Origin of the sequence: Trichocoleus sp. FACHB-591, assembly GCF_014695845.1 — a bacterium.
Taxonomy (GTDB): Bacteria; Cyanobacteriota; Cyanobacteriia; order FACHB-46; family FACHB-46; genus Trichocoleus.
In genome coordinates this window covers 1-13,197 of record NZ_JACJPA010000124.1, presented here as the reverse complement: position 1 = coordinate 13,197, position 13,197 = coordinate 1, and the positions used below count along the sequence as shown (strand labels likewise).

The 13,197-nt window shown below is 47.0% G+C and carries 19 protein-coding genes; 15 read left to right on the top strand and 4 right to left on the bottom strand.

Annotated features, from left to right (window positions below; genetic code table 11):
• Positions 1-8: 8 nt before the first annotated feature.
• The 13 genes from H6F90_RS29685 (at position 9) to H6F90_RS29625 (ending at position 10,515) form a co-directional block, all read left to right on the top strand.
• Complete coding sequence (locus H6F90_RS29685) at positions 9-869, top strand: hypothetical protein (RefSeq protein ID WP_190555560.1); 861 nt, start codon at positions 9-11, stop codon at positions 867-869.
• Positions 870-919: 50 nt separating this feature from the next.
• Positions 920-1,306, top strand: coding sequence for a hypothetical protein (locus H6F90_RS29680; RefSeq protein WP_190555558.1), 387 nt, complete (start codon positions 920-922; stop codon positions 1,304-1,306).
• A gap of 3 nt (positions 1,307-1,309) precedes the next feature.
• Entirely contained in the window at positions 1,310-1,642 is a 333-nt protein-coding gene (locus H6F90_RS29675) for a hypothetical protein (protein ID WP_190555556.1), read from the top strand.
• Positions 1,643-1,737: 95 nt separating this feature from the next.
• Positions 1,738-2,439, top strand: coding sequence for a hypothetical protein (locus tag H6F90_RS29670; protein ID WP_190555555.1), 702 nt, complete (start codon positions 1,738-1,740; stop codon positions 2,437-2,439).
• Positions 2,440-2,513: 74 nt separating this feature from the next.
• Positions 2,514-2,648, top strand: coding sequence for a hypothetical protein (locus tag H6F90_RS31280; RefSeq protein ID WP_255525096.1), 135 nt, complete (start codon positions 2,514-2,516; stop codon positions 2,646-2,648).
• Between the two features lie 720 nt (positions 2,649-3,368).
• Positions 3,369-3,893 (top strand): hypothetical protein, encoded by a 525-nt coding sequence (locus tag H6F90_RS29665; RefSeq protein ID WP_190555553.1) that lies wholly within the window; start codon positions 3,369-3,371, stop codon positions 3,891-3,893.
• Positions 3,890-7,042 (top strand): bifunctional DNA primase/polymerase, encoded by a 3,153-nt coding sequence (locus H6F90_RS30330; RefSeq protein ID WP_199296276.1) that lies wholly within the window; start codon positions 3,890-3,892, stop codon positions 7,040-7,042. Before H6F90_RS29665 ends, H6F90_RS30330 begins: the two co-directional genes overlap by 4 nt.
• Complete coding sequence (locus H6F90_RS29650; RefSeq protein WP_190555551.1) at positions 7,039-7,269, top strand: hypothetical protein; 231 nt, start codon at positions 7,039-7,041, stop codon at positions 7,267-7,269. The genes H6F90_RS30330 and H6F90_RS29650 overlap by 4 nt, the downstream gene beginning before the upstream one ends.
• Before the next feature lie 476 nt (positions 7,270-7,745).
• Positions 7,746-7,946, top strand: a complete 201-nt coding sequence (locus H6F90_RS29645; protein ID WP_190555550.1) for a hypothetical protein — start codon at positions 7,746-7,748, stop codon at positions 7,944-7,946.
• Positions 7,943-8,575, top strand: a complete 633-nt coding sequence (locus H6F90_RS29640; RefSeq protein ID WP_190555548.1) for a hypothetical protein — start codon at positions 7,943-7,945, stop codon at positions 8,573-8,575. Before H6F90_RS29645 ends, H6F90_RS29640 begins: the two co-directional genes overlap by 4 nt.
• Complete coding sequence (locus tag H6F90_RS29635; protein ID WP_190555547.1) at positions 8,565-8,702, top strand: hypothetical protein; 138 nt, start codon at positions 8,565-8,567, stop codon at positions 8,700-8,702. Before H6F90_RS29640 ends, H6F90_RS29635 begins: the two co-directional genes overlap by 11 nt.
• 49 nt (positions 8,703-8,751) lie before the next feature.
• Positions 8,752-9,267 carry a Rieske 2Fe-2S domain-containing protein gene (locus tag H6F90_RS29630; protein ID WP_190555545.1) on the top strand — a complete coding sequence of 172 codons (516 nt, stop codon included), beginning with the start codon at positions 8,752-8,754 and terminating at the stop codon, positions 9,265-9,267.
• A 375-nt stretch (positions 9,268-9,642) separates the two neighbouring features.
• Entirely contained in the window at positions 9,643-10,515 is an 873-nt protein-coding gene (locus tag H6F90_RS29625) for a leucine-rich repeat domain-containing protein (protein ID WP_190555543.1), read from the top strand.
• A gap of 429 nt (positions 10,516-10,944) precedes the next feature.
• Here the strand turns inward: H6F90_RS29625 and H6F90_RS29620 are convergent, their stop codons facing one another.
• Together H6F90_RS29620 and H6F90_RS31275 are read right to left on the bottom strand one after the other, a co-directional pair.
• On the bottom strand, positions 10,945-11,490 hold the full coding sequence (locus H6F90_RS29620) for a hypothetical protein (protein WP_190555541.1): 546 nt from the start codon (positions 11,488-11,490) through the stop codon (positions 10,945-10,947).
• A 465-nt stretch (positions 11,491-11,955) separates the two neighbouring features.
• Complete coding sequence (locus H6F90_RS31275; protein ID WP_255525095.1) at positions 11,956-12,081, bottom strand: hypothetical protein; 126 nt, start codon at positions 12,079-12,081, stop codon at positions 11,956-11,958.
• A gap of 32 nt (positions 12,082-12,113) precedes the next feature.
• Here H6F90_RS31275 and H6F90_RS29615 point away from each other — a divergent pair, with 32 nt between their 5' ends.
• Positions 12,114-12,410: a hypothetical protein gene (locus H6F90_RS29615; protein WP_190555540.1), complete on the top strand. Its 297-nt coding sequence runs from the start codon at positions 12,114-12,116 to the stop codon at positions 12,408-12,410.
• Here the strand turns inward: H6F90_RS29615 and H6F90_RS29610 are convergent.
• Positions 12,396-12,545 (bottom strand): hypothetical protein, encoded by a 150-nt coding sequence (locus tag H6F90_RS29610; RefSeq protein WP_190555538.1) that lies wholly within the window; start codon positions 12,543-12,545, stop codon positions 12,396-12,398. The genes H6F90_RS29615 and H6F90_RS29610 overlap by 15 nt on opposite strands.
• Before the next feature lie 136 nt (positions 12,546-12,681).
• Between H6F90_RS29610 and H6F90_RS29605 the strand changes: the two genes are divergently transcribed.
• Positions 12,682-12,873: a hypothetical protein gene (locus H6F90_RS29605; RefSeq protein WP_190555536.1), complete on the top strand. Its 192-nt coding sequence runs from the start codon at positions 12,682-12,684 to the stop codon at positions 12,871-12,873.
• Positions 12,874-12,900: 27 nt separating this feature from the next.
• On the opposite strand, the gene H6F90_RS29600 is transcribed toward H6F90_RS29605, so the two are convergent.
• Positions 12,901-13,197, bottom strand: a 297-nt coding sequence (locus tag H6F90_RS29600; RefSeq protein WP_190555534.1) for a PleD family two-component system response regulator, incomplete at its 5' end; no start/stop codon positions are given.

The window sequence follows — 13,197 nt, the reverse complement described above, 5'->3', positions numbered from 1 at the left end:
CGATCGCCATGATTCAAGCCATCCCCCAAAAACTAAGCATCAAACCTGGGTATAGACCACAAGCTTCAGACACCGACATTGAGGCTGATATCGTTCAATTTCAGCTTTTGCGGCAACGCAGCAACGCTCAGCGATTGGCGATCGCCATAGGACTTACCCGATGGGCAAAAGCGGCCTCTTTACGCGGGATGCAGAAAGCTAATCAAACAAAGTTTCGAGAGCGATTTGCTCAATCTGTTTTGGGCGAGAAGTGGTTGCCCTGCCTGACTCCAACTAATGACCCCGCCATGTGGACGCAAGACCCTAGTGAGATAGCCCGACTACTTCACCCCATTTTTGAGCAACTAAGAATTCCCTACTACATCACGGGTGGAGTTGCAGCCAGTATGTATGGCGACCCTCGCACCACTCGCGACATGGATTTGGTCGTTGAAGCGCGACGGGAAGACATTTCCCAGCTTGCCGAAGCTTTGGAGCAAGCAGGTTTTTATTGTCCACCTGGAGCCGTAGAGGAGATTGCAGAGGGACTAGGGCAGACACTAAGCATCACTCACATGGAGCAGTTGTTAAATGCTGATCTTGTTCTTAATGCCGATACGGATTTCGATCGCTCAAAGATGGCCCGCCGCCGCTTGGAGGCGATCGATGAAGCTGAGCTGCTCCAAGTGTGGGTGATTGCCCCTGAAGATTTAATCCTGGCAAAGCTGCTGTGGGGGCGTGGCAACCAATCCGAGAAACAGTGGCGTGATGTCCTGGGGGTTCTTAAAGTTCAGGTTGACACTCTGAACTATGCCTACCTCGCAGAGTGGGCTGAGCAGCTAGCAATCTCAGAAATGCTTCAGCAAGCGCTGATTGAAGCTGGAATTTGAGGGCAAGGAAAATTGTTGGATAAGGCGATCGCACTATATAGGAAAAAACTATGACAACAGACCAACGACTTGATGACATTGACCGACGGCTCGAAAGACTCACAACTATTTCTGAGCAAGTTGTAAATCGGTTCCAGGGCATTGATGCTAGAACTGAATCTATTTTTCTGGCCCTTGATCAACTGAGGCAGCGGCAAGAAGCCAGCCAAAATCAACTTGACCAGTTGAGACAACGTCAAGAAGCCAGTCAAAACCAACTTGATCAGATTAGGGATGAGCAGCACAACTTGTCAGGGCTAGTTGATGCACTACTTCAAGCGATTGACAGAAATAGTGCAGAAGCTGCGACCGATCGCGCCTTTGTACGGGGCTTGCAAGTAGAAAACCATCGAATCTGGGAATATCTGCAAGAGCAACGACGTGGCGATGGGGGCTGAGCAATGGATACCGAGCAGCGACTAACTCAAATCGAAGCACAGCTATCGCTCCTTGCAGAAGCAACTGCTCGGATCGAATCTAAGTTAGAGCAAGTCCTGACTGAACTAGCTCGGCCACCACGAACAGATCGACGCTCTTGGTTCCCCATCAAAGAAGCTTATTGGCAATTAGGGTTTAAAAACCCAGACGCATTAACATATTGGCTTCGTCGTGGAAGGCGAGAAAACTGGCTCAAGCTCGGGGTTCACTTCAAACCCAGATTCCCAGGGGCAGGGCGATCGCCTTTACTGGTGCATTTGGAGCGCTGCGAAGCGGTAGCAACAAAGCGAAATTAAAAAACCGATCTCCGTCCTAGAATGATGCGGTCTGCGGCGATCGCAAGACTTATATCAAGGCACGATTTTCCCAAATAGAAATGGAGGTAATCGCCATGTATCAGGGGAAAATAATTCACCTGACAAGCCCGTACCTGATTTATCCAAATCCACTAATTCTAGACACAGAAGCATCTTTGCCGATCGTGTTAACCGCTCTATTAGAAGAAGGGAAGCAACTAGATTTAGACAATGAAGGCAACTGCTCAATACTCCTAAGGTACCGAAAATACGTAGTAGGAGAGTTCTGGCGCAACACAGTTAATAGCCAGTTCAACGCAGTACCAAAGCCAAACCGTACGTTGAAAAAGTCTGTTGAAACAGAGGCCAAGCTATGGAAAAAGATATTACTTCTGCTCGAACGGTTAAAAACCTTTGGAGTGATAGATGCCCCAGCTCTAAAGTTAAAGCAAATTATCGATGAACGAGCACTAACTCTATTCAATTTTTTTAATGATGGTGGAGAGTCAGGAATCACCAGGATTCTCCAGTCATGGCAAGCGCAGAACAGGCGGCTTGAGGCACTAGACAATCCTTTTGGTTATGAGGGTAGTAGAGTGACTTCCTACGTACTGAATGAAGCCATTGCAAAAGCTAACAAAAACGATGTATTTCGTACCGAGCAATACATGCCCGTTGTCAGAGCAAGAATGGCATCCGTAGCGCTATTGAAAGAAGAGAGGGCCAGACTTTTTGAAGGAAAAAGGATGAAACGCCAAGGCCGAAAGAAACAAACTTCTGAAAGCGTTATCCAGTAAGGATTTCAGAAGAAAAGTTGCTTTTAAGTCAGCGTACGAAAATACAGATAAAGTAAGGCAACAGCGCAACAACAATGACACAAATGAACTTCTTAACTGAAATAACTCGGCTTCAATCACCAGCACCACTCAGAACTGTGGAGCGCATTGCACCACGACGCGATCGCCGTCGGAAGGAGCGAGAGGTAAAGCAAAAGCTCAAGCCTTAGATTGGGTTTGGCTCAAAGCGTGCCAAAACTGAACACTTTCGGCTGTAAACCAACTATTCCTGTAGATTAGGAGCAGCAGAGCACCCAGAAATACAGACAAGAAACTACTGAACACCTGGGAATAGTAGGGTTAAGACATGAGGAAAAATACTGTTCTTTATTTAAGGCAACTATGAGTCAAGCACAAAGGCGATCGGGGCATAATCCCAGTAGACAGGTGCACGACGTATATTAAGGCATGGAAATGGCAATAGTCTCTATGACTAGCTCACTCCCCCTTTCGCTCCTTCGAATCAGGGCATAATCCCAGTAGACAGGTGCACGACGTATATCAAGGCATGGAAATGAGCAAAACAAAGCCGGTAGGTTTTCGATTCAGAGTAACTGATCTACAAAAACTAAAGGAGCAAGCTGAACAACAAAAAATTAGCCGTAACGCCCTCGTACAGCGACTCGTCCAAGAACACCTTCGCAATTCAGAATCATCTGCAATTGCATAAAAAAAAGGCTGGCCCTCCGCCTTTCTGTTGCCTTCTTAAGCCGAAACTCTCAAAAGCTAAATCGATTTGCCGTCGATTTGCAGAACTCGAAGCACCAACCGTGCACAAATATTTCAATTTAACGTTAACACCCCCCTGGGGCTAGTGAGCAAAAAAAGCTTAAGAGCGTAGTCAGAAAAAGCAGAGGGCCGCCGTTACCCACCCGTAACAGCGACCCACCATGAAAAATTATTTTCCTGAGCCCATTGTGGCACAGGCTTCAGTCTCATTGCAACACATTGAGTCTCAAAACTGGACTCAATCTCAAGCTGAACTCACCAAATCTTTCGATCGTCTGAGATCGCTCCCTTTCGGCACTGATTTCGTGCAGATATGCAAGGAAGCTCGCCGAACTGGTCTTACTCCCTCAGCGTACAAGCAGCAATTCAATGACTGGAAGCGAGGAAGCTCACCCGTTCAATTAGCCCTACTGCCTTCAGAAGCGATCGCGCCAGAAGCAGAACTTCCAGTGCTAGGCATCAAACCAGTTCCACCGGAGTTGGCGATCGCCCCCAACCGCTTCTATATCACAGTCAGCCAAGGCAGCCAGGGCTGGGATTATCCAATCCAGTTCCACCTGCACGAACTTCAGCGAGTCCTTCCAAAACTGAGCAAGCTTGATTGGAGGCTCGATGAAGATGGCACTCCTATTGAAGCTCGCTCAATTCACGCCACTGTAGAACATCTGATGGGAGGTGCAAGATGATTGCATCAGCATCCTCTCATCTGATTAGAGAGCTTCAGGTTACTCCGAAGCATTGGGCGCTCACCCCTCTCCAGGACAAGAGCCCTAAGCGCAAAGGGTGGCAGACTGAACCGCCTATCTCTAGACCTGAGCTTGCTGAGCTATTACGGGATGATTACTGGACAGGATATGGCCTCCGCACAGGCACGGTGTCTGGCGGGCTCGTTGCCATTGACGTAGATGGCCTCACAGCAGAACCACTATTACAGCAGCTAAGCAATGGAGAACTGCCAGAAACTGTTGCCTGGACCAGCGGTAAACCAGGCAAGCGGCAACTCCTTTATCAGCTACCGACGGACGCTCAAGGACAATTGCTGGACTTCAACCGTTCAGTTCTCACTGAGAGGGCAGGATACAAGTGCGAATCAGGGGAAATCTTAGAGTTTCGCTACAACCGTTGTCAATCCGCCCTCCCTCCATCTAGGCACCCAGAAACGGGTGCTTACAAGTGGATCAACTCCCCTACTGAGATTGAGGTAGCGATCGCTCCTCAATGGCTCTGCGAATTGCTATTGCATCTTGCGAATAGAGAGAAGCTAGCAGAGCAGGAAAGGCAACAGAACCGCATCGAAAGCAACCCTACAGGCGATGCTTGGGATATTCGCAACTTCGCCCACTATCTGGATGGATACAACCCGGACGGGCGTCGTCGAGGGTGGGCTACCTGCAAGTGCCCAGCCCATAATGGCAACTCTGATAACTCCCTGCACATTGAACATGGGACGGGCGCTTACAAATGCCATGCCGATTGCAAACCTAAAGCAATCTACTCAGCGGCTCTAGAGCTAGCGATCGCCCGTGGCCATCAAGTGCCGAAGGATGGACGGCAACAGAACCGTGACAGCTGGCTCTACAGCATCCGTAAGAAAATTGCTAAGGCAGTTAAATCTTGCTACCGCTTCGACCGCACAGGGACGGTGGAGTTGGAGCCAGAGGTACAACCTGATCCTGTGCTCGAATATGAGGAGGGCGATCGCCTCAAGGCTTGGGCCACGGCCATCAAACAAGGACATAGGCACATCCTTGACATAAGCGGTACAGGCACCTTCAAGAGCTTCTATGCTGGGCGTACTGAGTCTGAGATGTTTGGAGCAAAACAGATTGGCTACGTCAGTGAGCAGCACCGCAACCCAACCGTAGAAACGTTAGACATTTCGAATGGGTGGATTGATTTGGAGGCTCGTCATCATGGTCTAACTCGTGAGACTAGGCCCAATGGAGAGACACGGCTCAAGCGGTCCGCGAAGGGTGAAGCGCATGTTATTCCCCCCAATTGCAGCCGCACTGGGGTAATTGGGATGTTGCGAGATAAAAACGTTGCAGGGGCGGACACCGCTTCTCTCATCTGTGGTACTTGCCCAGTAAAAGAAGCTTGCAGTCATGCTCAGGGGCCAGGATTCGGGTTCCTGGATCAACGGCGAAACTCATTAGCATCACCTAAGCTACGGATGCATCCAGATAGCATCCCTAGCCCAGATGAATATGATCACTCTCAATCCGTGTATCTCTGGGACGAAAAAGGACAACACGAAACAACTCAAAGCATTACTGTCTCGCTGATAGACCTACAGCAGACCATTGGTGCCATAGCGATGAGAGCCCCTAGCATCCTTGAGCAGCTACAGCCGCTGTTTGAGGCATTACTCTCCTGCCTAGATGGCTCAACTAAAATCGGGCGCTATGGACTGAACCATACGGATGTGACGGCACTTTTACCAAGTGAAGTCACAGCAGATGTTGCTGTAATCGAAAGGTTGCTTCAGCCCGATTTGGGATTCCTGAATACCACAGCTCAACATGGAGTTGATTTGGCAGACCTTCCAAGCCACCTAAGAAAAAAGTTCAGCGATCGCGATTCGGAAGTAGCAGAAAAAGCGGCAGAGAGTGTAGTGAAGCAGTGGCTACCAGAGCTTTTAAGGGTGCTTTTGGGAGAGATGCACAGAGCACTAAGGCTTGATCACCAAGGTTTGACAATCAAGTTGCTAGATACACGACATGCGGCGATCGCCAAAGCAGCCAAAGCAAACATTTATCTGGATGCAACACTGAGTCGTGAGAAATTAGCACTTGCACTAGGGATATCTCCAGAAGAGATTCTGGTAATTCGTCAAAAGCAGCCTAACCCAGACAACTTGGACATTGTTCAGGTCGCAACTCTCGGTAGACTCGGTATGAGCCGAGGGAAGGAGCAGCAAAAGCGAGCTGATGCCATCATTGCCCACTACAAAGCTCAAGATGAAACAACCCAGGTAATTGATTTCAAGCGTTTCATCAAAGAAGGTGAAGGGGCTTGGTGGGTAGACTCTCGCGGCTCAAATGATTTCCAACAAGTGAAGACATTAATCTTGGTTGGAATACCGTGCCGGAACCTAGGAGACCTGGAGGCAGAGTTTACTGTGCTCTATGGGCGATCGCCGCGCGGGGGAACGGAGGCGGTTAGGCGGGCGATGAGATGCAAGAACTCCTTGCCTAGTGGAGTACAGCCTTACTTTGAATCAGAAGAATCGGCAGACCCAGAATTCAGGGAATTTGTCAGGCAAGCAATTCTGGCTGACATTAAGCAGGCGATTGGACGGCTCAGGGCACATTTAAGGCCCGATGAACAGCTACGAGTCATCATCCTGGGTGACTTTGCCTTAGACATCCCGGTGACCATCGTGAGGGCAAGCAGCCTCACTCCTGAAGCAGCCAGCAAGACAGAGCGGCTAGAACTTGCGATCAAACGGGCTGTAGTTACCCTAAGGCAGCAGGGAGCGAAAGTTACTCAGCAGGCGATCGCTGAGCTTACTGGGGTCACACAAGGGTATGTCAGTCGTTTCCGAAAATTATTACAAACACTATTAGACTCCAATAGCAAAAGTAATAATTCTGAAGTCACCCCACTGCCTGAAGGCGGGGCTCAGCTGTTTGACGAGGCGATCGCGGTTTGCCAAAGTCATGAGCAGGTACTTCAGTTTACGGACAAGCTGTTCCACGAGTGGATAAAACCATATCAGTGGCATCAGTTTTGGCAGCAATTGAGGACAGGCACTCAGACAAAGGTTCTCGAAGCATTGTTTTTAACCTTACCGCCGGGAGAGTTGAAGACTTTGAAGGAAGCGATCGCATGAGCACCCCTGAATCAGAGCAGTTTGTTCCGTTTCTATCGCCCCCAGAAATGGAATGCATAACGCACTTATCGCAGCAGTATGGAACTCCAGTTCCGAAACTCATTGAGCAGCTGCATCGAAATAGGGTCGAGGCTCAACTGGTTTCAGCGATTGAAGGGATAACTGTTGAGGATTTCTACAGCCGAACAATTGCCCAGATACGCGCTCAACTAACGGAGTTTGAATAAGCGATGGGCTCATCAATGATCGCAGCACTCGAGCTTGGTTGTCATCGGTTAATTGAGGCGATCGCTTGAGGTGTTTATTTAGAGGGGGGAGTGGAACCTAGACAGTTCTTGTCTGAAGGCTTTCAGCCTTTGGCGGAATTATGGCAGAACCTGGCGGAATCGCTAAAAACTACTTATAGTTTGCCTACTGTTCTTATGACCAACCGCAATCCTAAGGGCGGTATTGCGATCGCTCTAAAGGACTTTACTTGCCGGAATAAGGCACTTCAAAACCTAACATTTCCTAACATCTAGAGAGTCTAGAACCAGTGCGATTGTGGTGATTCAAGGAAAACCCCTATTCAAGGGTAATCATCATTGAAAATCCATCTAGATATCGGCAAGGGGCAAATTAAAGGTAGCTTTCCAGTCTTAGAAGTTTTTGGCCTTCTTAAAAAGAGATAGATAGACTTAAGGTGATACACAGAGGGAAAATCATGAAGCCAGTAGATCGAATCACACTCTACCGCCAAAGCCTGGAGCCTAAGCCTAGCGCGGAAGAAATAGAGGCTCAGAAGCAGTTTGAAGCCGAAATCATGATGCAAATCTATGCCGATCGGGATGCCGAGCGAAAAGCCAGGGTAGAGCGGCTAAAACAGCAAAATGCGAAAGCTAGAGCTCAACAAGGATACTCATGAATCCAGAGGATTTTAAGGAACTACAGAATGTGCCCGCTGGCAAAAAGACAAAGCAACGTAAACCTGCGTCAGAGCAACAACATGCGGATTTGGAAAGAGAGGCCAAGATTGCATCTGTTATTGATCCGGCCTTCGGTGCTTCAATTATGCTTCCCTGGCTGCTGGAGCGAAAACAAAGTGCTGATTTTATCCTTCCACTTCAAAAGACGGTAGCTAATGTTGTTGCCTCTGGAGACTCCAAGGCTATAGAGGAAATGCTCTATGCTCAATCGCTCAGCTTGCAGGCACTCTTTAATCGCTGGATTTCTGTTGCAGCCCTTTGCACTGAAGCTGAATCAATCGATCGCCTGGGGTCTTTAGCCTTAAGAGCGCAGGACCAGGGCCGTAAAACTCTACTTGCTCTGAGCGAGGTGCGTAATCCCAAGAAGCCTACCCAATTTATCAAGAACTACGTGGATAAGCAGTTGAACCAGCTGCGGGTGGATCAGGTTGAGCCGACTACAACAGACCCTAGCTCCTTGGAGGAGAGCAAGAATGCCCCGGTGGACATCCGAAGCCAGAGCCAAGCAAGCAGAGTTAATCAAGAGTTGGAAGCCTTGGGAATCGAGTACGGGACCAATGACTCATGAAGGAAAGGCGATCGCCTGCCAAAACTCGCTCAAAACAGGCTGGCACACAGCTGAGATGCGCCAAGCACGCCAACTTATAACGCAACTGGAGCAGCAGCGACGAGACCTGATCAATCGCTGGCTGTAGGCTAAAACTCGAAACTTTTCAGCTTAGGGTTGAAAACGAACTAATCAAAATGCAGTCCAACTTCCCTAGAATCGAAGCTCTTGACTCACTGCCCGTGGTGGGAGCGTTTTACGATGTTCCCTGCTTAGTTTGCGATCGCACTGGCTCATGGGTGCCGATACTTGGCGACCTCCACAGCGATCCTGAGATTGGCATCAGCATTATGCATTGGCATCCTGACGCTCGCTTTCTATCAAAGCTTCAAATCAGGCTGCTGTTTCGACTTGAGGACGTTGCTAGTGTCTTGCCCTTAGTAGTGAACCGGGATGATATTCCTGACTCTACAGTGCAGCGGCGAGTGTTGAAGTGCTTTCGGCAGATGCCTGAGTTTCCAGTCACACCGAGAACTAAACCTTTTACTCAGGGCCTAGAAAAGATTTTCAGCGATCGCAAACTAGAATGCTTGAGCTGCCCTCATCGGCATTTCAATCTCGCAGATGTCCCAGTAGTTGAGGATCAAGTTACCTGCCCAGGTCATGGACTGCGGTGGAATGTCAAAACAGGTGCTTTGGTCAAGCGCTGTTAAAGTGCTTAAAAGTGGCAAAGAACATGCAAAAGAGGAGTTGTTCTTTGCCTCTTGTAATGCCTGGTGCGCTTCTTGCATAAAAGGGGGGGAGGGTAAAGCCAAAGCTAGTGCTGTTAACGAATTCAGCGTTTAGTCGGAATCTTTCCAAATTCTGTGTCCAAATTTTTTGGAACGTTTAAACGCTGTAAACAGGTAAAAAACAGGCATAGAACTGGTAAAGCTTTAGAAGCGATCGCCTCTCAGAACTCTCTCAAAACTGGTTAGTAGGCGGAATGAGTAAAGCCAGAAGTGTATCCAGACTCGGGATTCTTGTTAACCCTAGAAATTCGTATCCTCATCCAAAGTCAAACTACAAAGTATTTCAAGAGAACAAAAATGTTGAGTATAAATGCTAAAAAGATTTTCTTGTTAAGCACTATTATGGTTACCTTGTCAGGGTGTGGTGTTTCTGCGGGTTCCTCATCTTTAAGTACCACAAATAGCTATTCAAGTAGTATTGCTATAAAAGACTCTTCAGCTGCTGTTACTTACAAGGACTATTTTACTAGGGTCACCCACGATGGCTATTCGACTAACATCACTAGTCGTTCCAACAAATTCTCTGTCATTATCGATAATGGGCAAGAAAAGACTTTTAATAGTTTTACCGAATTATGCTTAAGTCGAACCCTATACAACGATATAAAAACTTCAATAGATGAAATACTTAAAGAAGTTAGTGCTACCGATTGTAGTCAAGCTGAAAAAAAGCTGTACAACCTTACAGAAATAGATTTAAGCAATAGCTCGATTTATAATTTATTGCCTTTTGTATGGTTTACAAATTTGCAAAAAATTAACCTAAGTAATACACAAGTTGTCAATCTAGTCTATTTGTCAAATTTGCATAAGTTAAATCACCTTGATATTACTAATACACGAGTTGATACTTTCCTTCATCTACGATCTGAAAACCTTCAATACCTTCATGCAAGTGGTACACAAGTTGATAGTTTCCTTCACCTAACATCTGAAAGCGGCCTCCAGTACCTCGATGTAAGCGGTACACAAATTGACAGCTTTCTTCATCTGCCATCTCTAAACAACCTCCAGCACCTCGATGTAAGCGGTACACAAATTGACAGCTTTCTTAACCTGCCATCGCTTAGTAACCTAAGTTATCTAGATATTAGAAATACTGAAATTAAAGATTCTACATTTATGCCATCACTACCCAAACTAAAACGCCTTGATCAAGGTAATGAGTGATATGAATACAACCGAGCTAATGAAGGCTCGTATTTCATGGATTGATCGTGCTTTGGCAGCGATAAGTGCAATCAAGTAGGCGATCGCTCATTCCCCTTGGCTAGAGTCTACCAACCTTAAAATCTTAGCTTTTATTATCAGTGTCCTGAGGTAACGCAACGTAGCAAATTAAACAACTACTGATAACACAGGTGTTTGAGGGGGCGATCGCTAGAAAATCACGATGTAGAGAGCGATTTGGGGATTTTGAGCGGCCTAAAAATGTTAGCTTTTGTTAACGTTTTTCGAGAGTAGCCAGAAAAATATAGGGTAGCAAAAATAACTAAGGGTGTGAGAGTTAGGTATCTAGAGCGATCGCAGGCGTATTAGTAGAAGTGGAGCTAAGCTTTTAGTTGAAAGGCAATTTCCTGAATGAGAGCTCCCAGCCCCTCACTCTTCAAAGTAGACATAGTCCAAGTCGGAATGCCTGAGATAAGCGATTTGGCTTACCGGAGAATACACGAGTTCAGTGGTGTTGGTATGCCTTTGCGAGTAGCACTGGGCTTGCTCTCCAAGCTCAGCTTTTGACGGTCTCCACCAACGTCTATGAGGAGACGAGATTAAGTATGTATCTGGAGGCGAGGCTAGGTAGGGTGATTCACATTCCTCCTCATCCAACTGACCCACCGCTAGTTCCTCTTTCCTGATCAACTGCTGCACATCCGCTGATTTCAACTGAAATCGGCAGTAGTAGGCATAGTCGTCTAAGGCTTTTCCATTACTAAAGCAACGAAGGTCAGACACTTTTCCGGCAAGATGGGGATACCAAAGGTAAAACCCTATATGAGTGGGGATGGCACTTCCTGAATTCAGCAGATAGGGGGCAGTCAGGTAAGCCAGTAATCCAGAAGTAATCAAATAAACAGGAAAAGCGATGGTACCCGCAATCAGCAGTCGGGGAGCAATCCAACGTAAATGCCTTGATAGTTGTGCCATTGCAATTCTTCGATGAAGTACCACCAAACTAGCAAATCTTGAGAACTCGAACTTGCATTTAACTTTGCCTTCATCGCCACTTCATTCAGGTAGTAGTTGAGCATCAAATAGTTTAAGGAGTTAGTAGCTTTATGCTCTAAGTTTCTAAACGTTTGAAGGTTCAATACCTCTTGCAGCTCCACATCGCCAGATGCAAAGCGCAACTGCTAGAACGTCTTGGCAGGCGTAAAGAAGTTTGAATATGTGCAGCACTACCCATTCAACAACCTAGTTAACTAACTAACTGCGTACGCAGCAGTTCATCTAGTTAGCCATTCATCTAGCAGCTTATAGGCTAAATCGCTAAAATCTTTAGGCTTGGCATCGCCAAATGCGATCGCACTGGTTGTCCAGAATTTGGACATAGTCTGGGATGCAGTGCTTACCTCAATAGGGACGAGTGGAAGACTTTGAGGTTGTTGTCTGCTACTTTTGCGATCGCACGACTTCAGCGGATGTGAGGCCAACGGTCTTAAAGATTTCCTTTAAGTCAGGATACGTAGACACTATAAAAATTTGCAACATCAACCACGTAAAATGTTGGGAATCCATTGAACAGATTTTTACAACTCGAAGGTCGTTCTATGTATCCCCTCGTCCTGTCTCCTGAGGTCGTTTCAACCTTTTCTTTTTGGCATGAAGGTGTACTTCAGAAAGGCATTTCCTCTGGTAAGGAACTGTACGGCTTCTATAAAAAATTCGATGCTACTCAAAGACAGGAAGCTTTCAGTACGGCAGTCAGTTTATCGGAGACAGGGATTGAAGTTTGTATTACTTGTCTGCCGACTGAATACAAGGTTTGGGTAAGCCTTAGAAAATTGGAGCAAGTTGCATTGTGTTTTTTGTCAAATACCCGACCAGAAGAGCTAGTGATTACTTAACGACCATGAAAGATTTTTGAGCACCATTCTTACATTGCCTCTCGAATTGAGGAGCGATCGCCCCTTTGTCTCTTGCACTTCAGCACAGCGATCGCCCTTCTCCACCTCACCAGCGCGATCATGCTTGTCCGTCACCTACTAGTGGAATCCGCATTTCTGGAATCTAAAAGCTACAAGGCTAAGATTTCTATCGTGATTCCAAGCTACTCAGTGTACGTAGTAATATATACCTAGGCGAGGCAACCTAAAAAACACCTCATTAGATATCTTTATGAACCTCGATGAGTTTGAGGGCCAGGTTAAAGATGCGCTTGACGTTGGGCTCAACCGACTCCAAACGGTCACGCTTTTAGTCGTAAACCTAGAGCAACAGCTCGAATTGACCCGACAAAGCATGCAAGAGCTAACTCAAATCATTGATAACTTCATTACTGCCGAAAAGCAAAAACGAGACCAAGGCTAGAACTGAGTCCATTGGATGGCGAGAGAACTATCCAGCACAAACTTTTTCAATTGCAGCGACTAGCGCTTCTGGGTGGGTCGGCTTGACAAAATAACCCTGCACTCCCAATTGCAGGGCTCGTTGGCGCTCGGTTCGAAAGGCGAATGCTGTAAAGATGATGACAGGTAAATGTTGAAACTCTATGTTCTGTCGCAGTGCTTCTAGTAGTTGGTAGCCACTGATGCCGGGTAACTTCAAGTCCAGCAAAACAACATGCGGCTGAAACTGAGCCAGAGTTGAGAAAAAGCTACTGCCCTCTGCCAAACCCAGCACTTGGTAGCCGTG